The sequence below is a fragment of the Bifidobacterium sp. ESL0764 genome, from assembly GCF_029395515.1.
Taxonomy (GTDB): Bacteria; Actinomycetota; Actinomycetes; order Actinomycetales; family Bifidobacteriaceae; genus Bifidobacterium.
In genome coordinates this window covers 623979-650209 of the sequence record NZ_CP113919.1, presented here as the reverse complement: position 1 = coordinate 650209, position 26231 = coordinate 623979, and the positions used below count along the sequence as shown (strand labels likewise).

Here is a 26231-nt window from a genome sequence, read left to right as displayed (position 1 = left end):
ATAGGATACAACAGCGAAATCGCTAAGCTTAGATCAGAACGGTTAGATCGTGGTGAAAGAGGACAGCATGGCATCAAACGCTCCGATAGGCGTGTTCGACTCGGGACTGGGCGGTATCTCGGTGGTGCGGGAAATACGCAGGCAAATGCCGAACGAGCGCATCATCTATTTCGGCGATTCGGCCAACGCCCCGTACGGTACCAAGACGCCTGAAAAGGTGCGCAGACTTTCCTTCGCCATCGTCGAACGCTTCATGCGCCTGGGCGTCAAGGCCATCGTCATCGCCTGCAACACCGCCACTTCGGCCGCCGTCGATGATCTGCGGGCGACCTACGACCTGCCCATCATCAGTATGGAACCGGCGCTGAAAGTGGCATGCGACCGTGGGAACGGAACACCGCAACGCGTCATCGTCGCCGCCACCCCGCTGACGCTTCGTGAAAAGAAGTTCACCGCGTTGATGCACCGTTTCAGCGCCACCAACACCATCTACCGCCAGCCTTGCCCGGACCTCGTGGAAATCGTGGAGCACGACCGGCTGGAAGACCACGAGCTGGTCATGGCCACCTTGCATCGCTATTTTGACGGCTATGACCTCGGCTCCATCGACTCCGTGGTGCTCGGCTGCACGCATTTCGTCTTTTACCGCGACTATTTCCGGCAGCTGCTTCCCGCCTCCACCGCCATCATCGACGGCAATGAAGGCACCGCCCGTCATCTGTACGACCTGCTGAAAGCCTCCGATGAGCTGGCCGATCCCACCGCCGTTGGCAGCGTGACGCTTCAGAACTCGGACACCAGCGAGCGCATGGCCGCCCTGGCCGCCAAACGCCTCGACTTCTGATCGGTTGTCAAACCCGTCTTTGCGCCTCGCAGACCTTCCTGAAGCGATAATTCGTCACCATATCACCGTTTGCACAACCTCCGGCCAAGGGCGAAACAATGTCCGTAAGGCGGACGTATGCTCGGTTAACCAAACAGCATGACTTCGGCTTTGAAGGAAGGTAAGAGATGACGAAAACTGCTTTGATCGACGTCGGCGGGGGCTTCCGTTCCATTTTCGGTGCGGGCGTGATGGACAAGCTCATGGACCTCGGCATCGCCGTCGACAAGTGCTACGGCGTCTCCGCGGGCAGCGCGAACATGATCTCCTATATCTCCGGCCAGCGCGGACGCACCTATACGTTCTATACGCAGTATGCCAGCCGCAAGGAATACGCGAGCGCCGACAACTTCATCAAGCTGCACAATTACGCCAATCTGGACTACATCTACGGCACGCTTTCGAATTCCGACGGCGAATATCCGGTGGATTATCCGGCCTTCGCCGCCTCCCCTACCAAGTTCACTGTGGTGGCCTGCGACGCCCGCAACGGCTACGCGCGCTATTTCGACAAGTCGGATGTGCACCAGGACGACTACGACATCATGAAAGCCTCCAGCGCGGTGCCGGTGGCCTGCGAACCCTACGTCATCGACGGGGTTCCCTATTACGACGGCGGCATCGCCGACCCGATTCCGGTCGAACTGGCAGTGCGCGAAGGCTACGACCGCATCGTGCTCATCCTCACCCACCGGCGTGATTTTGTGCGCGAGGCCAAGAAGGACGCCGCGCCCGCAGCGCTGCTGAAGCGGACATACCCAGCTGCCGCGGAACGGCTCAAGAACCGCTATCGCACCTACAACGAGGAGATGCAGGTCGCCGAAAAGCTCGCCGCCGAGGGCAAGGTGCTGATCCTGGCACCCGACGACCTGTGCGGGCTCGATACGCTGAGCAAGACCGACGAGGGCCTGGAAGCGATGTACCGCAAGGGACTCGATGCGGCCGATGCCATCCCCAAGTTTCTTGCCAGCTGACGGCCGAAGGAACCGATCTCATACCAGTGCAGGGAAACAGCCGCTTACGACCATTCACCCCCAGCAACAACATGCAAACCTGCCGGAAAACGGACTGCCGCAGCGGCGCACATGCAGTTTCCCAGCACCGCTATGTTCAACAATTGGCAGCATAAGCGTTGGGCGGACTCCACAGATGAGTGAGGAATCCGCCCAACGTAATGACACGACGTTGTGCCTAGGCCAATTGTCCAAATATTTGGACATCTTGACCAATATTGTCCATTATAGTAAACAAATTGTGACTCCGCTCACAAATCAGCAAAATTGTGGACCTTGTCGCGAACCTTGCCGATCCGTCTCTACTTCGCCTCGTTGGAGGTGACCATGGCCTTGGTGACCTCGTCGAAGAGCTGCTGGTAGCCGCCGGGCGTGGAGGCAGGAAGCACCACCGTCTTGGCGTTGCCAGATTCGCTCAGCGAGCGCATCACGTCGAGGTACTGGTTGAAGAGCACCACATTGTTGACGTCGGCGATGTTCATACCCACGGCCTGCAGGCTCTTGATCTGGTCGACGATGCCGTTGGCGATCTCGCGGCGGTAGTTGGCTTGACCCTCGCCCTGCAGACGGGTCTTTTCGGCGTCGGCGGTGGCCTGCGTCTCGATCTGGATGCGCTGGGCATCGGCGCGCTGGCGGGTGGCTTCCTTCTCGCGCTGGGCGGCGTTGATGGAATCCATCGCGGTCTTGACCGCAGGGCTCGGGTCGATGGCGGTGATCAGCGTCTTGACGACGGTGAAACCGAACTTCGCCATCTCGCCGCCCACCGTCTTCTGCACGTCGGCGGCCACGTCGTCCTTCTTGGCGAACGCGTCGTCGAGCGAGAGCGCGGGGATGGCGCTACGCAACGCGTCCTCGACGTAGCTGCGCAGCTGGCCGGCCGGATCGCGCAGCTCGTAGTATGCGGTGGCCACGTTGTTGGGATCGACACGGAACTGCGTGGAGGCGACGACGGTGACAAAGACGTTGTCGAGCGTCTTGGTCTCGAGTTTGACGTTCAGCTGGTTGACGCGCATGTTGGTCTTGGTGGCGATGCGGTCGACGAACGGAATCTTGAGATGAATACCGGCCAATTGCACCTTCAGGAACTTGCCGAAACGCTCGATGACATACGCCTGCTGCTGCGGCACCACGAAAATACCGGCGATGATGAGCGCGATGATGATTACCAGAACGACAATCAGGAAGATAAGTCCTACCATGATTTTCCTTTCCAACCCTTAACCTTCACAACAACACAAGCAATGCCGCCACCACGTCATCGGTCATGTGGCACCCTTTAGTCAAGCGTACCAGAACCCCTAAGGGCCTTGCGTATGGATAGCCCATGAGGCAGAAAGACCAATATTGAAAAGTCGACGGATTGCGCGTCAAAAGAAAATTCCATACCACATCTCCGGCCATGACAGCGACGCGGAGCCAAATCGAAACCTTACCTCATCCGCAACCTAGACCAGCATGCCAAGCAGCAGAAGCCCCAGGCTTACGGCCATCATGCCGGCCGTGTGGATGAAAGCCCAACCCGGTTTGCCGCCGAGTATCAGCTTCGCCCCTTCCACGCTGGCGGTGCTGAACGTCGAATAACCTCCAAGGAGCCCCGACGCAAGAAGATATTGCACCGTCGACGATCCGGTATTTCTCGCGCACCAACCGGTCACCAGGCCCATCGCGAGGCTCGCGGTAAGGTTGACGGCAATCGTGCCGCAGGGAAGGGGAAGACGGATATGGCTGTTGACCCACGCATCGACGCCGTAGCGCGCAAAAGCACCCAGACCGCCAAGCAGCGAGGCCACGACCAACAGGACCAACGCGCCGCCTTCCCGCCAGTGGCCCCAATCGGACAACAGCGCCAGAAGGACGAAACAGAAGAAGATGATGAAAGCGACCGTCATCAATGGGCGGCGATCGGGTTCTGCCGAGTCGCTGAATTCGACAGGCTGCGATGCGTTGATCCTGACGCGGCGTTTGCCAAAGACCTCGCCGATCTTCAACCCCAACATCGCGCACAAAAGACCGAAGATTACGCTGCCCAGCAGATACGACACGGCAACGCCCAAATGTCCGCCATTGACACGCTTCGCGACTTCAAGCATAAACGTGCTATACGTGGTGTACCCGCCGATCAGGCCGGTGCCGAGGCCAAGTCTCGTCACCTTCCACGTTCCGATATCCGCACCGAGACGGGACATATACGCCGTGACAAATCCGAGGAAGGCGGCCCCGGAAAGATTGATGCCCATCGTCATCGAAGGCCAGGCTGCATCGACAGGCGGCATCGCGCCCAAAGCCAAGCGGACCAAGGAACCGCAGGCCCCTCCGACGACAAGGCTTATCGCGATCATGGCAGACATTGCATTGACAGTTTTCGCCTTACCGCCCATGCTCACCGCCTCTCATACCCTCGACACTGCGTCCGGAGTCGATGGGTGCATGCGCTGAACATCGGTGAGCCGAAAGCATCATTCATGGTCCCCCAAAAAGTATCTCGGCAAGCCGACAATCGACGTCATACATACAGCAGTCGGCAAATGTCATATACATAAAAATCCGGTATGCGCTTCTTGCGAGGAACGATATGTAAAAATTCGACATTTATCGTGGGCCATCGCAAAATACTTGCCGTTATCGTATTTCAAGGTATGAATTCGGCTGAGAAATCAAACTTAAAACGTTTTAACCAATCCATAACCGCAACGAAACCGTCGAGTCTTTTAGGTATTATATTTGAAAAGGACAAGCATCACCCTTTTGTGAAGTAATACAGGGTTCCTGGAAATCGTCAAAGGGAGTTTTCATGACTACAGTCGCCGTCATTGGTTGCACGCACGCCGGAACGTTTGCCGCCACTTCCATTCTTCGTAACCATCCCGACTGGACGGTAGACGTATTCGAAAAGAACGACACCGTCTCCTTCCTTTCCTGCGGCATCGCCCTGTGGGTGGGCAACCACGTCAGCAGCACGGAAAAGATGTTCTATACCTCGCCCCAAGAGCTTGAAAAGGCCGGTGCGCACATGCACATGCGTCATGAGGTCAACGACATCAACGTCAAAGGCAAAAAACTCGACGCCACCGATCTCGAAACCGGCAAATCCAAGCAATACCGCTTCGACAAACTCGTCATCACCACCGGGTCCTCCCCCGCCACACCGTTCATCCAAGGCCTGCGCGAAGCATTGGACAACGGCCAGGCGATGCTGTGCAAAGACTACAACGACGGAAAGCGCATCGTCGAACGCACGAAGAGCATCAAGTCGGTCGTGGTGGTCGGCGCCGGATATATCGGCTGCGAGCTCGCCGAACAGCTGAGCACCCGCGGCATCAAGGTCACGCTGGTCGACGCCCTGCCGCATGTACTCGACAACAACTACGACGAAAACGTCACCGATCAGGCCGAGGCGGCATTCAAGGACCACGGCGTCACCTTGGCCATGAATCAGAAGGTTGTCGCTTTCCGTCCCGAGTTCGGCAGCGACGGCGTTGAATCCAGGGTCACCGTCGTCACCGAACTCGGGGAATATACCGCTGATCTGGCCGTCTTGGGGGCCGGTTTCGTGCCGAACACGAGCCTCGTCTCCGCCCAGCTGCGCACACTTGGCTACGGTGCCATCATCGTCGACAAATACATGCGTGCCGCCACCCCCGAAAACGACATCCTCGATGACGTCTTCGCCGCCGGCGACTGCGCGACCGTGCATTACAACCCGACAAACACCGACGAATATCGTCCCCTGGCCACCAACGCCATCCGCGAAGCGTCGCTGATCGGAGAAAACATCGAAGAGCCCACCAAGGAATACGCCGGCACACAGGCTACCAGCGCCATCCAGCTCTACGATCTGTCGATGTCCTCCAGCGGCATGACCCTCGATTTGGCCAATCGGCGTCATATCGAGGCGGATGCTGTCACCATAGAGGAAAACTACCGTCCGGAATTCATGCTTTCCACCACTCCCGTCATCGCAACCATCGTTTACGAACGCGCCACCGGTCGCATTCTCGGAGCCCAGTTTGCAGCGAAGCATGACATCTCAATGGCCGCGAACCTTATCTCCGTGGCAATCCAAGCAGGATTCACCGTTGACCAGCTGGCGGGTACCGACATGCTCTTCCAGCCCAACTTCGACAAGCCGGTCAACTTCGTCAGCTCCCTGGCCATGACCGCCGCAGCCAAGCGCAGCGGTGAGCTCCAGGCCGGCAAACGCTAGTCCGGCGTCACAATACCAACGAGACATTCGGCCCCGCCCACAAGACCTGACTTGCTGGCGGGGCCGAACTGTTGGTAAGGGATGTAGAGACACTCACAGAATCAGAGCCGAAATCGTGACTATCTCCGCGAATCCGTATGAGATACAGAGATAATCACAGAATCAGGGCGAATAATGTGATTATCTCTGCAGATTCGTGCGAGATGCAGAGATAATCACAGAAAACGGCACATTTTCGTGATTATCTCTGCACGGACGCCGATGCCAGCCAAACTACTCGGTGCGCAACGCAGTGGCTGGGTCCTGCTTGGCGGCCTTGCGCGACGGGATGAGCCCGCCGATCAAGGTGAGGACTACCGAAAGGACGATGAGCACGATCGCACCGGTCAGCGGCAGCGCGGCGTTGACCTGGTCGGTGCCCATAAAGTGGTGCATCACCGCGTTGCCCGGCACGATCAATATCAGTGTGACCACAATGCCGATCACCCCGGCGCACAGGCCGATGATGCCCGTCTCGGCGTTGAAGACCGTGGAGACGTTGTGCTTCGAGGCGCCCATCGCGCGCAGGATGCCGATCTCCTTGGTGCGCTCGAGCACCGAGATGTAGGTGATGATGCCGATCATGATCGAGGAGACCACCAGCGAGACCGCGACGAAGGCGATCAGCACGTAGGTGATGACGTTGATGATGGTGGTCACCGAGTTCATCATCAGGCCCGCATAATCGGTGTAGACGATGCGGTCCTTTTTCTTCGCGCCGTCGTTGTAGCGCTTGATGGCGTCCTCGATATCGTTCTTGGCGTCGAAGCTGTCGGCGTAGATCTTGATGGAGCTCGGGGCGTCGCGGCCGATGACGCCGAAATCGGCGAGATTGCCGGAGTAGGTGCCGGTGGAGACGTACTGGTTGTAGATCGAGACGAGCATGTTCTCGGGCGCCGTGGCGAGATAGTTGCTGAAGGCCTGCGCCACCTGCTGCTCGCCCATGCCGGAAATCGCCTCCTGCGGGTTGCTGGCCACGGCGGCATTGCCGGCGGCGGCCGCAGCGGCATTACGCTGCCGGGTGACGTCGGCGGACTGGTCGGCACTCGCCGCTCCCATGCCGCCGGGCGCCTGGGTCATCAGCGTCTTGGCCATGTTCGCCTGGTCCGAGACGGGCAGCGAGGCGACGTAGGCCTTGGCGTTGGCGGCCTTCGTCGCGTCGTCGGAAGGCGCAAAGGTCATGCCGTTCAAGATGTTGTGGGTGCGATCGGCCTTCTGTGCGGCCACGATCTCACTGGATTTCGCGTGGTCGATCAGCTGGTCGGTGAGCATGCGCGTGTAACCGATTCCCGGCGCCAACGGCGTGGTCTTGGCATTGGCATCGGCACGGATGACACCTACGACCTTGAGTTTCACCGCGGACCCGGAGTCCATGAGCTTGCCGATCTGGTCGGCGTCGTTGCCCACATATTTGTAATGGCCGTCCGCGCCCTTGACATACTGGTCGGCTGCGGGCAGCAAGGTCAACGACTGGTTCATCGCCTTGGAATAGTCGATGCGCTTGGTGTCGGTCTTGACCTTTTCGCCGCTGTTGAGCCGGTTCATCATGTCGTTGTAGTCGGCTGAAGGAAGCAGGCCGAGCTCGTAGACCTGGGTCAGCGGGATCTGGTTGTTCTTGTCGAGTACGAGGACCACCTGGTCGCTTGACTTGGGCCAGTGGCCTTTGACCATCCGGTAGTTGTCGCGGATCACCGAGCTGATGGGCTGCTTGTCGGCGTGCTCGCCGGGCATGATCTCGGCGAAGGCATCGGGGGCCTTGTTGGCGTCGGTTTTGCCGGTCAGCATCGCCATCTGTTTGGATTGCAGGTTCGAGATATCACCGGAGGACGAGTTGAGCCCGGCGATGGTGCTGGCCGCGCTCTGCATGCCCTGTGCCCCGCCGACTTTCACTCCGCTGACGTCAACGAGCGTGTCTTTCGAATCGTGGGTGAATACCGAGAATTTGGGGGCGTAGGAATATTGGATGCCGACGTCGCCGACATACTTGCGCACGTCGTTGCCCGGCTTGTCAAGATATTGCTTGAAGGGGCTCAGGTTGTTGGTGGTGATGCCGGAAGTCATCGACGAGGCGCCTTTGATGCTGGAATCGTCGGGATAGATGCCGTTGCGGCTCTTGCCCGATTCGTTCTTCTTGGCATCGGCGCTGGCCTGGGCGGTGTTCATGATCTTGTTCATGTCGAAGGTCTGCTCGTTGATCTCGATGGGATACGAGGTCAGCGTCTCCTTCTGGATGTCGGCGATATACCGGTTCACGCCTGTGGAGACCGAAAGGATCAGCGCGATGCCGATGATGCCGATCGAGCCGGCGAAGGAAGTCAGGATCGTACGGGCTTTCTTGCTCTTGAGGTTGTTGAAGCTCAGGGCCACCGCGGTGGCGAAGGACATCGAGGCCTTACCCATCGTGCGGTGGACGGCCGGCTTCTCGTCCGCCATTTCTTCGGCTTCGACGGGGCGTGAATCACCACGAATCACACCGTCCTTGAGTTCGACAATACGGTTGGCGTATTGATGGGCGAGGTCGGGGTTATGGGTGACCATGACGACCAAGCGGTCCTGCGCCACTTCCTTCAGAAGGTCCATGATCTGCACGGACGTCTCGGAATCGAGCGCTCCCGTAGGCTCGTCGGCGAGAACGATGCTCGGATCGTTGACCAACGCACGGGCGATGGCCACGCGCTGCATCTGACCGCCGGAAAGCTGGTTTGGTTTCTTGTTGATATGCTCGCCCAGGCCGACCTTTTCCAAGGCTTCTTTGGCACGCCTGCGACGCTCGACGCGGGAGACGCCGGAAATCGTCAAGGCCAGCTCGACGTTGGAGAGGATGGTCTGGTGCGGAATGAGGTTGTAGCTCTGGAAGACGAAGCCGACCGTGTGGTTGCGATAGGAGTCCCAGTCTCGGTCCTTGTATTTCCTGGTCGACGTACCGTTGATCACCAAATCGCCGTCGTCGTAGCGGTCGAGCCCGCCGATGATGTTCAGCAGGGTGGTCTTGCCGGAACCGGACGGGCCCAGAATGGCGACGAACTCGTTGTCGCGCAGGGTCAGGCTCACGTGGTCGAGCGCCTTCTGAATGAAATCACCGGTCTTGTATTGCTTGCTGATGTCTTTGATCTGTAGCACGAATTCCCGCCGCCTCTATGTATGTGCGTGTCTTCACCACACCGCACGTCGTCCTGCCACTTTACCCCGACGCACGGCCCGGTTCGCCGTCGGCGAGCGGTATGGAGAAATTGCGCCGCCGCGTCGAAAAGCAGGAAAACCACGTGCGGAATCTGCTTTTGAACGCGCTGAGTCAATGCGATGCGTCAAAAAGCAGCGTTATCACCCTTGCAATCTGCTTTTTGACGCAATCACACACTTCCCTGCGTCGAAAAGCAGAGAAAGGCGGCGCGGCTGCCGCTTTTTGACGCGATGAGTCCGATATCGCTCACACAGAGCACCCGATTATCGCCGTGAGCGAACAGAGCCGCCCTCGTTGTGAACAATGTTAACATCGTTTATGTGAACGCTGTTAACATCAGACAGGGCGACACCGAACATGGTCTCGCGATCGACTGTCATCATCTGAAGAAATCATTCGGCGACCATCAAGTGCTCAAAGGCATCGATCTTGCGCTCCCCTACGGCTCGATGCTCGGGTTGCTGGGACGCAACGGCGCCGGCAAATCGACGCTTATCTCGATCCTGACCGGCCTGAGCCGGCAGAGTTCGGGGCGGGCGACGGTCTGCGGCATCGACGTCAAGCACTCGAAATCCGGCGAACTCGGACACGCTGTCGGGCTGGCTCCGCAGCAACTGGGCCTCTACCCGCAGCTGACCGCCATGCAGAATCTCGTGAACTTCGGCATGCTGCAAGGATTGAGCGGAAAACGCGCCAAAGCCCGCGCAAGCGAACTGCTCGAGATCTTCTCCCTCGAATCTCAAGCCAAGCAAAAGGCATCCCGGCTTTCCGGCGGCCAACAACGCCGCCTGCATACCGCCATCGCTCTTGTACACCACCCACGCCTGTTGTTCCTCGATGAGCCGACCGTCGGCGCGGATATCGACGCCAGGGCCAGCATCTTTGAGGCTGTCAAAGCCATTGCGGCCGAAGGCACCGCCATCGTCTACACCAGTCATTATCTCGACGAGTTCGAACGACTCGGGGCCGACATCGCCTTCCTCGACGGCGGACAAATCGTCGAGAGCGGCACACAACGCGAAGTCATCGACCGGCACGCCGAAGCGGTGATCGAGGCGACGTTCGAAGGTGGCACACAACCAGACATACCCGGTTGGACAGTGGCTGACGCCCACCTGGAACGTCGGTATGGAAAGAGCGGCCCCGGCGAGGCGCTCGCCCAGCTGACAACCGTCTCCAACCGTCTTGGCCTGAGGCTGTCGGACGTGAAAGTCACTCGGGCCAGCCTTGAGAACGCCTACCATCACATCATCAGCGAGCCCGACAGCAAAGGTATCAACGATATTGCGGCTCAGATAAATACCGTCACCACAAGCAGCGAACCCAGCAAACCCACCGACTCCGAAATCCGCGATGAGGTCGTCACCGCATCCACCAAGAACGCCCCGAACGGGGCCGTAAAGGATTCCAGCGTCTCAGCCATGGCGCGCAACAGCGCTGATAACACCGCCAACAACCATACGCCAACCATGAAGGAGAACGACTGATGTCACTTCAACGCATTGGCGCCGCCACGCGCCTGAACCTCACCCTGCAGGCCCACGACCCGGCGGCCTTCCTCATCGACACCGCCGTGCCGATCATGCTCACCCCCTTCATGGTGCCGGGCATGAAGAACACCCTGCTGGCCGAAGGCTATCGCAACGTCAACGGCACCGAGCTGGCCGTGCCCGCCTTCGCCATCCTCTTCGCCTTCTTCACCGTGCAGTTCATCGTCGAGATGTTCTTCGACGAGCGCAAATGGGGCACGTGGGACCGGCTGCGCGTCTCGTCGACTCCGGTCGGGCAAGTCGTGGCCGGCAAGATTGTGGTGGCGCTGCTGATGGAGGTCGCCCAGTTCATCATCGTCGTCGCAGCGGCCGTGCCCATCGACGGCTATCGCATCCACGGCGACTTCTGGGCGCTGGCACTGACCGCGGCGGTGTTCCTGGTGATGGTCACGCTCTTCGGCGTCGCGATCACTCTCTTCGCCAACTCGCAGATGACGGCCATCTCCATCTCCGTGCTCATCGGCATGTTCGCCGCCTGCGTCGGCGGGGCCATCACCCCCGTGAGCACCTTCCCCGGCTGGGCCAAGCCCATAGCCAAGCTCTCGCCGATCTACTGGACCTTGAACGCCATCGAGCGCATCAGCCTCAAGGGCGCGCACGTCGGCGATACCCTCAAACCGACGGGCATCATCGTGGCCGTGAGCGTAGTATTGGCGTTGTTGGTGCTCATCGGATTCCACAGGCAGGCCAAAACAGACCGTTAGACAATGAGGCGTGTCCGTTGCCCGGCTCTCCGATTGGGCTTACCAGTATCGGAAGCCGGACAACGGATAAGCGGGGAGCATATGACAAGCAAAGCCGAAGCGGGAAAATCCAGCGCCAGCAAAGGCAGGGCCACGCTCAACCGCGAGACGCTTCTGAAAAACGCACTGGCCATCGTGGATGAGGACGGCCTTGACGGCCTGAGCCTTCGAGCACTGGGCAAGCGCATCGGCGTCTCCTACACGGCCCTGTACCGCCATCTGCCCGACAAAAATGCCCTTTTGAACGGCATCGCCGAACAGATCTGGCGAGAAACGCTTTCAGGAGTAAACAAGGATGCCGATTCCATCGCCCGAATAGGCGGTGATTGGCACGAATACATCCGTTATTATGCGCTGCATCTGCACACCACGTTGCTGCGCCACCCCAACGCCGCCGTTTTGGTGGCCACGCACCCGATCGACACCCTGGAGCAATATCAGCTCCTCGCCGAGGCCATCAAACCGTTCATACCCATACTTGCCGACGAAAATCAACCCACGGACTTGCTGGGCCTGATCCAAGGCGCCACCATCCTGACCACCGGTTATGTGCTGGCCGAGGCCGTCACTCCGTTCGGCGACACCGGGCGATCGAGCGTCGAACCGTCCGACGAGACCCGCGAGGAAGCCATGCGCCAATCCCCCGAACTGGCCATGTTGTTGGCACCGTTGAGAGACACCGACAACCCATGGAGCATGCAAGCCGAATACCGCAAGGCTCTCGACGCGCTGATTGAAGGCTGGAACGACGGGTCGACGAACCGACGGGGGCAATAGCGCAATCGACGACCATCACGGCCTGACAACCTTGGATTTCGCCGTCCCTCATCACTGCCAGCCGACGTCAACGCACCCCACACGAAGTTCGAATTCCCATTCAGGCCCGGAGTGCACAGCGGTCAAGTCACGGCAACGGCACAACCTTGATTTCTGCCATCAATGCGGTCAACGCTCGTTCCACCCCGACAAGCCACATGTCGCTTCACCTCATATGGTCTACCGGCTCACCCGCATTCGCCCCATGGCATATTCCACCGACAGTCAACAATGGCTCATTCGCTTGGAATACCAGCGTTTACGCGATATATCTACTATCTCACTAATCCACAGCCCACACAGCGCCTCGATTGACATTACAGTGACAAGTAGCGCCGCATATCAGTGCAACAACAGACTTTGACGCCAGGATGGGGGTCGAATCCACCCAAGCGCCGCAAAAACAAAGGAACCAATCATGAGCAAGAACATCGCAGTAGTCGCCGCCAACGGCAAGGCCGGACGGCGCATCGTCGACGAAGCCGTCAATCGCGGCATGGACGTCACCGCCGTCGTACGCGGCGAGAACAAGACCGCCGCCCAGCACGCCATTATCAAGAATCTTTATGATTTGACCGCCGACGACCTCGCCGGATTCGACGCGGTGGTGAGCGCCTTCGGCGTCTTCGACCCGGCGAAATTCGACGAATACAGCACCTCGCTCAAGCACTTGTCCGACATCCTCTCCGGCACCGACGCGCGCCTTTTGGTGGTCGGCGGCGCAGGCAGCCTCTACACCAACAAGGAGCACACGGCCCATCTTTCGGATTCGTTCCCCGATGAGATCAAGGGCGTGCCGCTGGCGATGGGCAAGGCGCTCGACGCTCTGCGCCGCCGCGACGACGTGCATTGGACCTACATCAGCCCCGCCGGCGATTTCCAGGCCGCGGGCCCGCGCACCGGCCACTACGTGCTTGCGGGCGAAGACTACACCACCGACGCGGACGGCAAGAGCGCCATCAGCTACGCCGACTACGCCATCGCCATGGTCGACGAGATCGAGTCCGACCATCCGCACGACCGCGAGCGCATCTCCGTACGCTGGTAATCGGTTATTTATCAGGTCAAAAAGTGCGTTTAAGGTTTCCTAAAACGCACTTTTTCAATATGTCAGGTCGAAAAGTGCGTTTTGAGTCTGCTAAAACGCACTTTTCGACCTGAAACCCGCTCAACACACACACCGCAGGCCCTATCCTTTCACCACAGCCTGCTTTCTGCGCAGTGAAGGGAAGTAGACGGCATTGATAGCGGGGATGCGGTAGAGCACCAGCGCCATGACGGCAATCAGCACCGACTTGACGGCGAAAATGAGGAACGGCTCGGCCTGATAGCCGATAATCGGCTGGATCTTGGACATGATGGTGACCCATGGCAGCACATCGTTTTCCAGCAGATGCGCGCAGAAAATCGCCAGCGTGTATCGTCCGATAAACGCCAATGCCGTATTCAGGTACGGTATCCAGCGATCGACGAGTTGCGAGGCTCCGATGATGCACAGCGAGCCGCATACCGATCCGACGATGGAGAGCAACGGGGTCTGCCCGTACACGTTGGTCGCCAAACCGAACGAGCTGTATTTCCATATCGCCAGGCCCCATACCGCCAGCGACGGCAGCCAGAGGACTGGCCAACGGCGGAAAAGCCCGATGACGTCAAACCGTTTCCCGAGACATCCCAAATACACGAACAACGACGCCGTCAGCCCCGCCTGCACGCTGAACGGCAGCCAGGCATAACGGGACGACAGATATCCAAGCGCGAAGAATCCAATAATCCACAAAGGCGTGGCAGGCAAGCGGTAGGCGATATGCACGAGCAGATGGGCCCAGAACAGCGCCAGAAGGAACCAGATGGCCCCGATACTCCTGGACATCGCAATCAACTCGTTGCCGGTATTCGCACCTGAACCGTACAACGCCGCGAGCAGCCAGGTACCCGTGACATGGGCCGTATCGTGGTGCAGGGCCAAGGCAAGCACGGCGTGAAGGACCACCACCGCGGCGGCGGTCAGCGCATAGGTGAGCAACAGTTCACGGGATTCCTTGCGCCAGGCGAAGGGACGGTCGGCATGCATGAAATAGCCCGACAGTATGAAGAACAACGGCATGTGGAACGAAAAACAGAATATATAGACCAGCCGGGCCGCACCGCTCATCGGCACGACCATCAGCACGCTATGGCCAAGGACCACGCATATCATGGCAATGCCTTTCGCAATGTCGAAATATCGTATTCTCGAGGCCATAGCCAATCTCCTGTGTCCAATCATCAACTGCCGCAAACAACCGTCTGCAGTATATCGTCGCCCCTTGCCTCCCTGCCAAATCCGCGACAGACGCATACTCCGCTTCCAGACCGTGACGGCAGAATCCACCGCTTGTCCAATGAAGCGCATAGCGTCTTGAGCTGTAAGTGCAGGGGAACCTGCGGGACCGCTTCGGCGTGCGCGCAAGTTGAGACGAGCACAACGCTCGACCCTTGGAACCTGTTGGTTAATACCATCGTAGGGAGACGCGAATATGGTCAATGACGCATACTCATCAGCAAACAACAATCTCGGCAATCTCAAGGATCTGGCGGCGGACGACCCGTTGCGTTCGAATATCCGCAAGGCCGCACAGACCGTGCGTGACACCACGCCGCTGGCACAGTCCTTCACCAACTTCGTGACCATCAACCTCGTGGCCAACGCCCAGCTGGCGGCGGGCGGCACCGCGGCTATGAGCTTCCTGCCCGACGACATCGCGGGCGGGGAGGCGGCGAGCGGAGCCAGTTACATCAACGTGGGCACGCTGCTGCCGTTCTACAAGGATGCATTAAAAGCAATCACCGAGAAATTCCACGCCGACCACCACCGCTGGGTGCTCGACCCGGTGGCTGCGGGAATGGGAACCACGCGCACCGCCATTTTGAAATCGTTCAAGGCGGTGCCTCCGACCATCATCCGCGGCAACGCTTCCGAGGTTATCAAGCTGCGCGAGATGTGGGAGCTGCCGATGAGCGAAGATACTACAGCTGCGACGGACAGCGCCGCACAGCAATCCAGCGGGCCGGTCGGTGTGGAATCTGCCGATGACGTCGAAGCGGCTGAAGCCTCGGCCAAGGCACTGGCCCGATTCATCGCCAAGTCCGACGCTCAGGGCCAAGGCGCGGTGGCTGTTTCCGGCGAAACCGATCTGGTCACCGACGGCGAGCACACCTATCGTCTGCCCGGCGGCAGTGCGATGATGACCAAGATCACCGGAGCCGGCTGCTCGTTGGGCGGTGTGACCGCGACCTATCTGGCCGTCGCCGACCCGCTGACCGCAGCCCTCGCCGCAAGCGCCCTCTATAACCGCGCCAGCGAAACCGGCGAGGCCAACTCGCACGGTCCGGGTTCCTTCCAGGTCGCTTTCTTGGACGGCCTCTGGTCGACCACGCCCGCGCAGATCGCCGTCTCGCCGATCCTCGCCTGAATACACCACACAGCGTATTACTTGACCACAGAGAATCGAGCCAATTATGACTGTCAACAATTCATCATTCGCATCCATGCGCAAGCACTTCGACCTGAGCTCCTACCTCGTGCTCGGACCGGCGGACACCAAATCGCGGCCCGTTCCCGACATCGTGCGACAGGCGCTGGCCGGTGGCATCACCTTCCTTCAGATTCGCGTCAAGCCCGGCGATGCCCGGGATATCGTCGAAATCGCGCGACAGAGCGCCGAGGTCATCGCCCAGGCCGGCGCGTCCGAAACCGTCCCACTGGTCATCGACGACCGCGTCGACGCGGCCTGGCAATGCCGCGATACCGGCATCAAGGTCGACGGCGTGCATATCGGGCAGGACGACATGAACCCGGCCGAAGCGCGCAAGCTGCTCGGACCGGACGCCATCATCGGGTTGAGCTGCAAGGTGCTCGATGAAGTCAAAGCCGCCAATGAGCTTCCCGACGGCACCATCGACTACATCGGCGCGGGGCCGCTGCATCCAAGCACCACCAAGCCAGACTGCATCGTCATCGGCGCCGATCACCAGCGCCACACGCAGGACACCGAATCCATCAACGGCCTATGCCGCGAATCGCGCTACCCCATCGTCGTGGGCGGCGGCGTGAAACTGGAAGACCTGCCGGAGCTGGCACAGACCGAGGCCGCCGGCTGGTTCGTCGTCTCGGCCATTGCCGGCGCCGACGACCCGCACGCCGTTGCCCGGGCCATGGTGGACTCGTGGAACGCCACACGCGCCAAGCGCCTCTGAGATGTCGCAGCGTACAACGCAAAGCGCTTCCAGCGTTCACTTTTATCAACTGCCGACGGTGCTCTCCATCGCAGGCAGCGATTCGTCTGGCGGGGCCGGCATCCAGGCCGACCTCAAGACGTTCATGGCCTGCGGCGTCTACGGGATGAGCGCCATCACCTCGATCACCGCACAGAACACCACGGGTGTGCGAGCCTCTGCCGCCACGTCGCCGGAGCTGTTGGCCGAGCAGATCGATGCCGTTTTCGAGGACATCCGGCCCGACGCCGTCAAAATCGGCATGGTGCCCAGTGCCGAACTCATCGAGGTCATCGCCGATCGACTCCGACACTTCAATGCCACCAACATCGTGGTCGACCCGGTGATGATCGCTTCCAGCGGCGAGAGGTTGAGCAGCAAGGCCTCGGTCGACGCATTGTGCACGAAGCTTCTGCCGCTGGCCACCCTAGTGACACCGAACATCCCCGAAGCCGAAACCATCGCGAATCTTGGGACTCAACGCGTCTGCGACGGCGGCGACACTTCTGCCGACACGGCGGATAACACCACAAAGCCAATCAACATCAACGACACGAGCGATACAATCATCGCCTCCGATTCAGCCGACACCGACAATAACAATCAGACGGTTGCAACGGTTGGCTCCACGCCAACGCACGAGCTCATCATCAGCGACGAAGCGAGCACCATCACTGCTGCCCGTACCATCGCTGAACGTTGTGGCGGCTGTGCAGTGCTCATCAAAGGCGGGCATCGGCACGGCGCGGCCAACGACCTGCTGTTCGACAACGGCGAGCACACGTGGTTCCGTCACACCCGCATCACCAACCCCAACACGCACGGCACCGGCTGCACGCTTTCCAGCGCCATCGCCGCAGGACTGGCCAAAGGCGAATCGTTGACCAAGGCCGTGCAAAACGCCAAGGACTACCTGACCGGTTGCATCGCCGCCGGCCTCGACCTCGGAGCCGGCTCAGGGCCGATGGACCACGCATGGGCTTGGCGCAACAGCCAAAACTAGATAGAGAGAACTGGGCGATCAACGATACTGCTCGTTATACTCATTGCAATCGAATTCGGGAGCATTCAGAACCATTGGATACCAATAATACGACAACCACATGCAACAACGATTCACAACAGGCCATCGCCAAGCTGCTGAACATGCAGCAACGTTACGACAAGAACCTCGGCACGACCCTGCCTTCCCGCCTACGCGTGCTTTCCATCGAAGGCTCCGACCCGATCGGCGGGGCTGGCACGATGGCGGATATGAAGGCGTTCACCGCGCAAGGCGTCTTCGGCTATGCGGCGATGACCAGCATCTTGGCGCAGAACACGCAAGGCGTCACCGATATCGTCAACGTCGAGCCGTCGTTCCTGCTCGCCCAGCTCAAGGCCGTGAGCGACGATGCGGATATCGACGCCATGAAAATCGGAATGCTCGGCACACCGGAATTGGTCGATACCGTACGAAAATGGCTGGAAGCGCTGCTGCAGGATTATGAGGCTCGCGGCAAACGCCGGCCCACAGTCGTGCTCGATCCGGTGATGTACGCCAAGTCCGGCGACAGTCTGCTCACTGCCGAGGCCGAAGCGGCATTGACCACCTTGATTCCGCTGGCCGACATCATCACGCCGAATGCGATGGAACTGGCCGCTCTCGACGCGATGAGCCATGAGACGAAATTAGACAGCGACAGTGCGCACGATAAAACTGCCGGAAACAAGCCTTCAGATACCACCATTTCGCCCGATATGCCAGCCAAAACCAAACACCATGTTCCGGTTCCTCATGCCCCCAAATCCTACGAAGACATGGAACAGCTGGCGACATCCGTGGCCATCCACTTCGGCGTCGCCGTCTACGCAAAGGGCGGGGCTTTGGCGTTGAACGGCAGTGCGGAATGCACCGATATCCTTGCGGTTCCGGCATCGTACGGCGAAACCGGTACAAACAACACAACGACAACCGATCAACCGACCGGACCCGTTTCGAAGCAGCCGGCGGTATCGGTAACCGTCACCCGCGTCGAAGGCGCGGCCGTTCGCACCCGCAACGTGCACGGCACCGGCGATACGCTTTCCAGCACGTTGGCGGCCTTGCGTCCACAGTGCGACGATTGGATCGAAACCGCGAAACGGGCCAAGTCGTGGATGACCGGAGCCATCGCCGCCGCCGACAATCTGCACGTCGGCCACGGCCACGGACCCGTGGATTTCACTTGGCAGCACTCCCCCACCGGACTGAGCTTCACCGAGGACTATTGGCGCCGCACCGCCGAAATCCGCGAGCGCATCGCCACCATGCCGTTCCTCGAACACATGCTCGACGGGACGTTGCCGCTTGACGACTTCTCGTTCTACCTGCATCAGGACGACATCTACCTGACCGATTACACCTCGCTGCTGGCGCTGGCGAGCAGCCGTGCCGCCGACCCGCACGAACGCGCGTTCTTCGCCGACGCCGCTTCGTACGGCCTGGAGGAAGGGCTGACGTTCCATCGACAATGGTATCGGGAGCACGGTTTCAGCACCGAACGCGCACCGATGAGCGAGACGACCGCCGCCTACCTCGGTCACGAACACCGCTTCACCGACACCGGTTCCTACTCCGCGCTGGTAGCCGTTCTCATGCCTTGCTATTGGGTCTATTCCGTGGTCGGCCAGGAAATGCAGGCACAGGTCCGCGAGCGCAGGCTCGACCTCGGCCACCACCCCTACGGCCTGTGGATCGGTATGTACGCCGACCCCGGTTTCGCCTCGCGCACGCTCGAGGAACTGCGTATCTGCGACAGGCTGGCGGCCGACTCGTCCATGGCCGATTACCACCGGATGATGGATGCCGCCTTGGGCTCGACCGAACACGAATACCGTTTCTTCAATCAGGCCTTGACCCGCCACAGCCGTTGACCGGTCAAGTTTTCAGTCGACGGACTTCAGCGCCTCAAGCATGTCAAGACGTTTAAGCTTGGTGCTGACAAACCATCCCAGCGCGGCGGTGATGAGCCCGACCACAACCACCGGCACCACGAACGGCAGCCAGCCGATCGACGGGTCGAACATCACGTCGTCCGGCGGGACAGCGGTGATGATATAGCGGTGCAGCCACGCGCCGAATCCGTAGCCGACGACGATGCCGAGCGCCGAGAGCAGGATAGTTTCACGGTAGATGTACATCGTGGTCTCGCCGTTGTAGAAGCCCAGCACCTTGATGGTCGACAGCTCGCGGACGCGCTCGGAGACGTTGAGGTTGGTGAGGTTGTAGAGGATGACTACGCCGAGCATGGTCGCCACGATGATCAGCACCCACATGATCTGATTCAAGGCCTTGACCACGACGTCGATCTGGTGCATCAGGGTCGTGTTCTGCACCACGCCTTGGATGCCCCCCAAGCGCATGAACGAGGCCGCCTGCCGCTTGGTGTTGGCCATGCTGCCGTCGCGCAAGGTGACCATATAGGCGTTGGTGGCGTAACGTTGCCCGAAAACCGCGCGATAGGCCGCGGGGCTCATCACCATAAAGTGGCCGAGATACATCTCGCAAACACCGGTGACCTTGACGCGGTAGGTTGTTCCGGCGCTGTTCTGGAAGTCGACGGTGCCGCCCTTCTTGGCGTGCACCAGATTCGCGAAGCGCTCGGAAATCACGGCCCCGTTGTTTTCAAGCGCCAACGGATGGTGGCCACGGCGCGCATTCAGCTTGATGTAGTCGTTGAAGCCCGCAGTGTCACGCGGCACGATCATGGTCACGGCCTGCTTGTCGCCGTTGCGTCCGGCGACCTTGCTCACAGACTCGTAATACACGGGCATGGAACGCTTGATATCCGGTTTCTCCAGTCGGCGATCGATGGCCCTGCTCTGCTGGTCAGTGACGTGAGCGTTTTGTGCAGCGATAAGATTGTAATGCATCACGCCGCCGAACTGGTGCTCGTTGATACCGGAGATCGAACCCTGCACCGCGAATCCCGCCGTCAGCAGCGCCACCGAACCACACACGCCGAAAATCGTCATAAACATGCGCTGTTTATAGCGGAAGATGTTGCGTGCGGTCACCTTGTGGGTGAAGTTCAGGCGGTTCCAGATAAAGGGAATGCGTTCCAGCAGGATCTTGGACCCGGCGCTCGGCGGTTTTGGCAGCATGAGCGCGGCCGGCCGTTCCTTCAGCTCGCGGGCCGCACTCCATACTGCCGGCACCACGGCGCTCAGCATGGCCAGCACAAAGGCAAGCAACGTGACCTGCCAGTGGAATCCGAGGCGGATAATCGGCACGTTGAAGCCGACCTTGTAGGCGTTGTAGACGATCATCGGCAGGAGCGTATGTCCGGCGAAGATGCCGATTGCCGCACCCAGAATCGAGGCGATGAAACCGTAGACGACGAATTTCTTCATCACATCGCGGTCGGAATAGCCCAGCCCTTTGAGCGTGCCGGCGTTGATACGCTCTTCGTCGACGAAACGGGTCATCGTGGTGAACGTAACCAGCGCCGCGACCAGATACATGAAGTACGGGAAGATGCGTGACAGCGAATCGACGATCACGGAAATCGAATCGTAGATCTTGTAGCCGTCGGCCCCGGGGGTCTCGCGCTTGGAATCCACGGAATAGACCGGCGCGTCCACGGCGTTCAACATCGCGGTGGCATCGTCGAGCTTGCGCTCAGCGGCTTTGATCTTCGATTTCGCGCCGGGCTCGGCCTGGTCGAACTGGGTCTTTTTGGCGTTGTATTCGCCGGTTTTATCGCTCAGTTGCGTCTGCGCGGCGTCGATCTGCGCTTGGGCCTGCTGCCGCCTGGCTGCCAACTGTTGCTGGGACTGCTGGACCTTGGAACGGGCTTGCGCAAGCTGTGCGGCAGCCTGGTCGAGCTTTGTCTTGGCCGCCGCAAGTTGCTGTTGTTTTTGGGCAAGCTGGATATTGCCGGCATCCGCCTGGGCTCGTTTGGCATCGAGCTGGGCCTGTGCCGCTTGAATCTGAGCAAGACCGGGCTTGTAGGTTCCGTCGATGAAAGCATCACGGCCTTGCGTCGCCTCCGCGTATTGCTGAGCGATGACTTGGGCTTGGGATTGGAGCTGCTGCAATTGCGCATTGAGTTGGGTGAGCTGGGCTTGCAGTGCGTCGTGCTCGGCACCGGAAAGTGAAGGAAGCTGAGCATTGCCGACGGCAATCTGCTGTTGCAACGCGGCTATACCCTGCGTGACCTTCTGTTGTGCGGCTATAACCTGAGAGACCGCATCATCAGCTTGCTTCTTGCCCGCCTCGAGCTTGGCCGAGTTCCCATCAATCTGCGCCTGCCCGGCTTTCAGCTGCGCGTAGGCATCGCTGACCTGCTGGCTCGCCGCCGCAATCTGCGCAGCCCCCGAATCATACTGCGCTTTGTTGGTATCGTATTCCCTCTGTCCCTGCGCAATCTTGGCTTGGGCTGCGGCGATCTGCTGCTGCGCCGACGCGACCTGCGTGGCCAGCTGCTGCTTGGAATCGGCCAGCTGCTGATTGCCGTTGTCAAGTTGAGTTTTCGCGTCGCTCAATTGCCGCCGAGCGCCTTCGAGCTGCGCTTTGGCGTCGTTGACCTGCTTTCGTCCGGTATTAATCTGCGGTTTGACCTGTTTTTCAATGGCCTGCCGCCGCGCCTTGGGACGTCCGGCAAGAATCCGGTCAAGCGCCTTTTTATGCACTTGCAACGCATCGTTGTAAGCTGCAGAATAGTGGTCGCGCATATGGTCGAGGTCGGTATAGGTCAGCCTGGCCATCATATAGTCGTCGGATTTGAACGCGCCCGGCGTCACCACCGCGTACCCGTCCAGCGAACCGGAGCCGGAGGTCGAAGGACCGCTGTTCACGTGACTCAGGATCTCGGTGGAATCCACGACCCCCACGACCTTGAAGCTGTCGTGACGCAGGACCTTACGGCCCAGGGCATCCGCTTTTTCGCTGATATGCATCGTGGAGCCGATAGGATACCGTCCTTGGTGCGCCGAGTCGACGGCCACCTCACGCGGCGTCTTCGGCATACGACCATTCACCAGATGGTAGGTCGAGACCTCTTTGGGTGCGGAAAGCACGCGGATGCTCTCGTCGCTGTGCGCCACGACGACGTCCTTGAGGTACCCGTATTCGATACGCGAGGCGCCGGGAGCCTTGTCGATCTGCTGACGGTCGGCCTTATCGAGTCCGTAGCTGGAAATGACGCTCAGATCGGCCAGATGATGCTCGGCGAAATAGGCGTTGCCGGTGTCACGCATATCAGGCCCGGAGACCGTAAGCCCGACCAACGCGAAGGAACCCAAGGCCACCAGGCAGACGATGGAGAAGAAACGGCCTTTTGATTTGGAAAACGACTGCCAGATATCGTGCCAAAGCATCCGTTTGGAACCGCGGAATCGTACGGTGTCAGGGCTTTCCTGCCTTGACCTCGAACGCCTCGTGTATTTATCTGTCATACCCCTCACCATTCGATGTCGTTGATGTCGGCCGGAGCTGCGTGTTCTTCGACGGACTGCACCCGGGCGTCGCGCATGTGGATGACGCGGTCGGCAATGGGAGCGATGGCGGCGTTGTGGGTGACGATGATGACGGTCGAGCCGAACGCACGCGACTGGTCCTGCAGGATGCGCAGCACCTGTTTGCCGGTGTTGTAATCCAACGCTCCGGTCGGTTCGTCGCACAGGAGAATCTTCGGTTTCTTGGCCACGGCGCGGGCGATGGCGACACGCTGCTGCTCGCCGCCGGAAAGCTGAGCCGGGAAATTGTCAAGCCGGTTTTCGAGTCCGACGTCGATGAGCGTCTGGGTCGGGTCGGCGGCATTCGGCACGATTTCGGCGGAAAGCTCGACGTTTTCGCGCGCCGTGAGGTTGGAGACAAGATTGTAGAACTGGAAGACGAAGCCGACGTCATAACGGCGGTAGGTCGTCAGCTGTCGGGCGTCATATTGCGCGATGTCGTTGCCGTCGACGATCACCTGACCGGCGTCGCAGGTGTCCATCCCGCCCAAAATATTGAGCAATGTCGATTTTCCGGCACCTGAGGCGCCAAGGATGACCACCAGCTCACCCTGGTTGATGGAAAAGGTGACGTCGTGGTTCGCATAAATGGTGGTATCCCCGGTTTTATATTGCTTCGTCTCGCCCCGCACGTCGATATATGACATTTCTCGTCCTCCACGCTTCATTCCGCGGTCGCCGATAACGGTCAAAACCGCGTTTCCCTATCGATAATAACGACCTGCGGGGATGAGGTGTGTCATCGTGAAATCGTTAGAAAATCAACAAAAATATGTCTAGTTTCAGCCTTGAAGCACTTGACCGAGATGTGCGAAATCGGGGACCTTGTTCCATTTGACCGCGTAGCCGGCGCCGTGGGCGCAGAAGACGGAATCGGGCGTGTTTTCAAGATCGGTTTCCGGATCATAGCCGGTTTGTTTGATGATTTCGTCGGCATTATGACAAGGTCGATAACCGGCGAAAACACAGGTCAACGAGCCTTGGCCGTGGGTGTAGGCATTGACTTCCATCGCATAATCGCGCATCTCGCTAACCGGGGCAGCACCTTCCAGCTCGGCGTAATCGCCGTCGGATCGCGGAGCGTCGAACGTACCGCTCATTCGCTGGATATCGGCCATCGCACGGCCCAACAAGTCCTGCGGCACCGCGAGACGGAAGCTGTAGAACGGCTCCAGAAGCCGGCACTTGCCCGCCGTCTTGAGCTCCATCAGGCCTTGACGCACCGCACGGTAGGTCGCCTCGCGGAAGTCGCCGCCTTCGGTATGCTTCTCGTGGCCGCGGCCGGCAATCAGCGATATCGTCATATCCGTGATCGGCGAACCGGTGAGGACGCCGAGGTGTTCCTTTTCACGCAAGTGGGCCAGAATCGCGCGCTGCCAGTTGCGGTCGAGATCGTCGAGGCTGCAACGGGACTCGAAATGCATGCCGCTGCCGCGCTCGCCCGGCTCAAGCTCCAGATGGACTTCGGCATAGTGACGCAACGGCTCAAAATGGCCAATTCCTTCAATCGGCGCGGTGATGGTCTCGCGATAAAGAATGCCGCCCGTATCGAAATGGACGTCAATACCGAAACGGTCGTGCATCATCTGGGTGATGATCTCAATCTGCACAGCGCCCATCAGCTGCACATGAATCTCGCCGAGCCGCGACACCCAGCGCACGCCCAGCGCCGGATCCTCGTCTTGGAGCGTACGCAACGCCACCAGTATCCTGTGCAACTGTGGCGTAACCTCAGCGGGCTTGGAGAGTTGCTGGGTTGATGACGAATCGTCGTTCGGTGTTTCGTCGACATGGTTTTGCGACTCGGCGTCTGCTCCCGCCTTGCCCGGCAAAACCGTGTAGGTCAACACCGGTTGAAGCACGGACTCCCCAGCGTCAGTCTCGCTTCCCAGGCCCTCGCCCGGGAAGGTTTTCGTCAAGCCGGTTACCGCGCATACGTCGCCAGCTGCGACTTCGTCGGCCAGCTCGAATTTGGCCCCGGAATACCGCCGAAGCTGATCGACCTTCTCCTGCCAGATTTCAGTTTCGGGCAATCCATTATCAGATTGAGCACCATTGTTCTTGCTCTGATTACCGCTCATAGATTTGCCGGACGAGTGAGCGCCGGCATGCTTATCGGCATTTTCCGGTTTTCCAAAATCATCATCACGCTTGTTGGTCAGCGTTTCCTTCACCTTGAGAGCACCACCGGTGACCTTGAGCCAAGTGAGGCGATTGCCCTGCCCGTCATGCGAGATCTTATAGACGCGAGCGCCAAACGCGCTCGGATAGCTTTTCTGCTTCGTGAACCGTTCGAGCCCGGCAAGGAACTCGTCGATACCTTCGAGCTTCAGCGCCGACCCGGAATAGCAAGGAAAAATCCGGCGCTCGGCGACCATCGAACGCAAGGTGTCATCCGAAATTTTGCCGTCGTCCAAAAGCTCGTCCATCGCCGTGCCACTCTCGTCAAACAATGCGACCTCTTCTTGCTTTCCCGGTTCAGCGTCGCCTTGAAAATCGACACAACCTTCGGCGAACCGCTGTTGCATCTGCCCGATCAGCCCGGCTTTATCGGCTCCGGCGGCATCCATTTTGTTGATGAAGATGAACGTTGGTACGTTATAGCGCGCCAGCAGGCGCCACAACGTTTCGGTATAGCCCTGCAGCCCGTCATTCGCACCGACCACGAGAATCGCGTAGTCCAGCACGGTGAGCGTCCGTTCCATTTCGGCCGAGAAATCAACGTGTCCAGGCGTGTCGAGCAGGGTGAATTCGAAATCACCTTGACGCAAAATGGCCTGCTTGGAGAAGATGGTGATACCGCGCCGTTTCTCCATCGCGTCGGTGTCGAGGAACGCGTCGCCGTGGTCGACCCGCCCAAGCTTGCGTATCTCTCCGGTGCGATAGAGCATCGCCTCGCACAGCGTGGTCTTCCCCGCGTCCACATGCGCCGCAATCCCCACCACCGCTCGTCTCATTCGTTGCCCCTATTCAATATTTCGACCGTCTATCCAAGACCAATCATAAAACGAACCTTGCTTTAGCCGCCAAACAGACAATATGAAACGGGCATGGTGAAGCGGGCC

Annotated in this window: 19 protein-coding genes and 1 riboswitch; of the genes, 12 read left to right on the top strand and 7 right to left on the bottom strand. The window is 59.5% G+C overall.

What is annotated here, in order from left to right:
* The first annotated feature begins 67 nt into the window (after nt 1–67).
* Nucleotides 68–844 (top strand): glutamate racemase, encoded by a 777-nt coding sequence (murI, locus tag OZX71_RS02265; RefSeq protein WP_277160348.1) that lies wholly within the window; start codon nt 68–70, stop codon nt 842–844.
* A gap of 167 nt (nt 845–1011) precedes the next feature.
* A complete protein-coding gene (locus tag OZX71_RS02260; RefSeq protein WP_277160347.1) occupies nt 1012–1857 on the top strand; it encodes a patatin family protein in 846 nt (281 codons plus the stop codon).
* A gap of 341 nt (nt 1858–2198) precedes the next feature.
* Here OZX71_RS02260 and OZX71_RS02255 read toward each other — a convergent pair whose 3' ends face one another.
* A complete protein-coding gene (locus OZX71_RS02255) occupies nt 2199–3095 on the bottom strand; it encodes an SPFH domain-containing protein (protein ID WP_277145582.1) in 897 nt (298 codons plus the stop codon).
* 246 nt (nt 3096–3341) lie between these two features.
* Nucleotides 3342–4244 (bottom strand): CrcB family protein, encoded by a 903-nt coding sequence (locus OZX71_RS02250; RefSeq protein WP_277160346.1) that lies wholly within the window; start codon nt 4242–4244, stop codon nt 3342–3344.
* A gap of 443 nt (nt 4245–4687) precedes the next feature.
* Between OZX71_RS02250 and OZX71_RS02245 the strand changes: the two genes are divergently transcribed.
* A complete protein-coding gene (locus OZX71_RS02245; protein ID WP_277160345.1) occupies nt 4688–6100 on the top strand; it encodes an FAD-dependent oxidoreductase in 1413 nt (470 codons plus the stop codon).
* A gap of 273 nt (nt 6101–6373) precedes the next feature.
* Here the strand turns inward: OZX71_RS02245 and OZX71_RS02240 are convergent, their stop codons facing one another.
* Nucleotides 6374–9259 (bottom strand): ABC transporter ATP-binding protein/permease, encoded by a 2886-nt coding sequence (locus OZX71_RS02240; protein WP_277160344.1) that lies wholly within the window; start codon nt 9257–9259, stop codon nt 6374–6376.
* 17 nt (nt 9260–9276) lie between these two features.
* Here OZX71_RS02240 and OZX71_RS02235 point away from each other — a divergent pair, with 17 nt between their 5' ends.
* From OZX71_RS02235 to OZX71_RS02215, 5 genes are all read left to right on the top strand, one after another.
* Nucleotides 9277–9546: a hypothetical protein gene (locus tag OZX71_RS02235; RefSeq protein WP_277160343.1), complete on the top strand. Its 270-nt coding sequence runs from the start codon at nt 9277–9279 to the stop codon at nt 9544–9546.
* 94 nt (nt 9547–9640) lie between these two features.
* Nucleotides 9641–10807 carry an ABC transporter ATP-binding protein gene (locus OZX71_RS02230; protein WP_277145587.1) on the top strand — a complete coding sequence of 389 codons (1167 nt, stop codon included), beginning with the start codon at nt 9641–9643 and terminating at the stop codon, nt 10805–10807.
* Nucleotides 10807–11574 (top strand): ABC transporter permease, encoded by a 768-nt coding sequence (locus tag OZX71_RS02225; protein ID WP_277145588.1) that lies wholly within the window; start codon nt 10807–10809, stop codon nt 11572–11574. Before OZX71_RS02230 ends, OZX71_RS02225 begins: the two co-directional genes overlap by 1 nt.
* 81 nt (nt 11575–11655) lie before the next feature.
* Nucleotides 11656–12390: a TetR family transcriptional regulator gene (locus OZX71_RS02220; protein ID WP_277160342.1), complete on the top strand. Its 735-nt coding sequence runs from the start codon at nt 11656–11658 to the stop codon at nt 12388–12390.
* Nucleotides 12391–12847: 457 nt separating this feature from the next.
* Nucleotides 12848–13477, top strand: coding sequence for an NAD(P)H-binding protein (locus OZX71_RS02215; protein ID WP_277160341.1), 630 nt, complete (start codon nt 12848–12850; stop codon nt 13475–13477).
* Nucleotides 13478–13618: 141 nt separating this feature from the next.
* Here the strand turns inward: OZX71_RS02215 and OZX71_RS02210 are convergent, their stop codons facing one another.
* On the bottom strand, nt 13619–14674 hold the full coding sequence (locus tag OZX71_RS02210; protein WP_277160340.1) for an acyltransferase family protein: 1056 nt from the start codon (nt 14672–14674) through the stop codon (nt 13619–13621).
* 161 nt (nt 14675–14835) lie between these two features.
* Nucleotides 14836–14957, top strand: a riboswitch (TPP riboswitch).
* On the opposite strand from OZX71_RS02210, the gene OZX71_RS02205 reads away from it, so the two are divergent.
* The 4 genes from OZX71_RS02205 (at nt 14949) to OZX71_RS02190 (ending at nt 19581) form a co-directional block, all read left to right on the top strand.
* Complete coding sequence (locus OZX71_RS02205; RefSeq protein ID WP_277160339.1) at nt 14949–15884, top strand: hydroxyethylthiazole kinase; 936 nt, start codon at nt 14949–14951, stop codon at nt 15882–15884. (Overlaps the previous riboswitch by 9 nt.)
* A 46-nt stretch (nt 15885–15930) precedes the next feature.
* A complete protein-coding gene (locus OZX71_RS02200) occupies nt 15931–16668 on the top strand; it encodes a thiamine phosphate synthase (protein ID WP_277160338.1) in 738 nt (245 codons plus the stop codon).
* 1 nt (nt 16669) lies between these two features.
* On the top strand, nt 16670–17689 hold the full coding sequence (locus OZX71_RS02195) for a hydroxymethylpyrimidine/phosphomethylpyrimidine kinase (RefSeq protein WP_277160337.1): 1020 nt from the start codon (nt 16670–16672) through the stop codon (nt 17687–17689).
* A 74-nt stretch (nt 17690–17763) separates the two neighbouring features.
* Complete coding sequence (locus tag OZX71_RS02190) at nt 17764–19581, top strand: bifunctional hydroxymethylpyrimidine kinase/phosphomethylpyrimidine kinase (RefSeq protein ID WP_277160336.1); 1818 nt, start codon at nt 17764–17766, stop codon at nt 19579–19581.
* Between the two features lie 12 nt (nt 19582–19593).
* On the opposite strand, the gene OZX71_RS02185 is transcribed toward OZX71_RS02190, so the two are convergent.
* The 3 genes from OZX71_RS02185 to OZX71_RS02175 all read right to left on the bottom strand — a co-directional run bounded on the left by OZX71_RS02185 (nt 19594) and on the right by OZX71_RS02175 (nt 26123).
* Complete coding sequence (locus tag OZX71_RS02185) at nt 19594–23106, bottom strand: ABC transporter permease (protein ID WP_277160334.1); 3513 nt, start codon at nt 23104–23106, stop codon at nt 19594–19596.
* A gap of 5 nt (nt 23107–23111) precedes the next feature.
* Nucleotides 23112–23813: an ABC transporter ATP-binding protein gene (locus OZX71_RS02180; RefSeq protein WP_277160333.1), complete on the bottom strand. Its 702-nt coding sequence runs from the start codon at nt 23811–23813 to the stop codon at nt 23112–23114.
* Between the two features lie 135 nt (nt 23814–23948).
* A complete protein-coding gene (locus OZX71_RS02175) occupies nt 23949–26123 on the bottom strand; it encodes a TetM/TetW/TetO/TetS family tetracycline resistance ribosomal protection protein (RefSeq protein WP_277160332.1) in 2175 nt (724 codons plus the stop codon).
* Nucleotides 26124–26231: the final 108 nt, after the last annotated feature.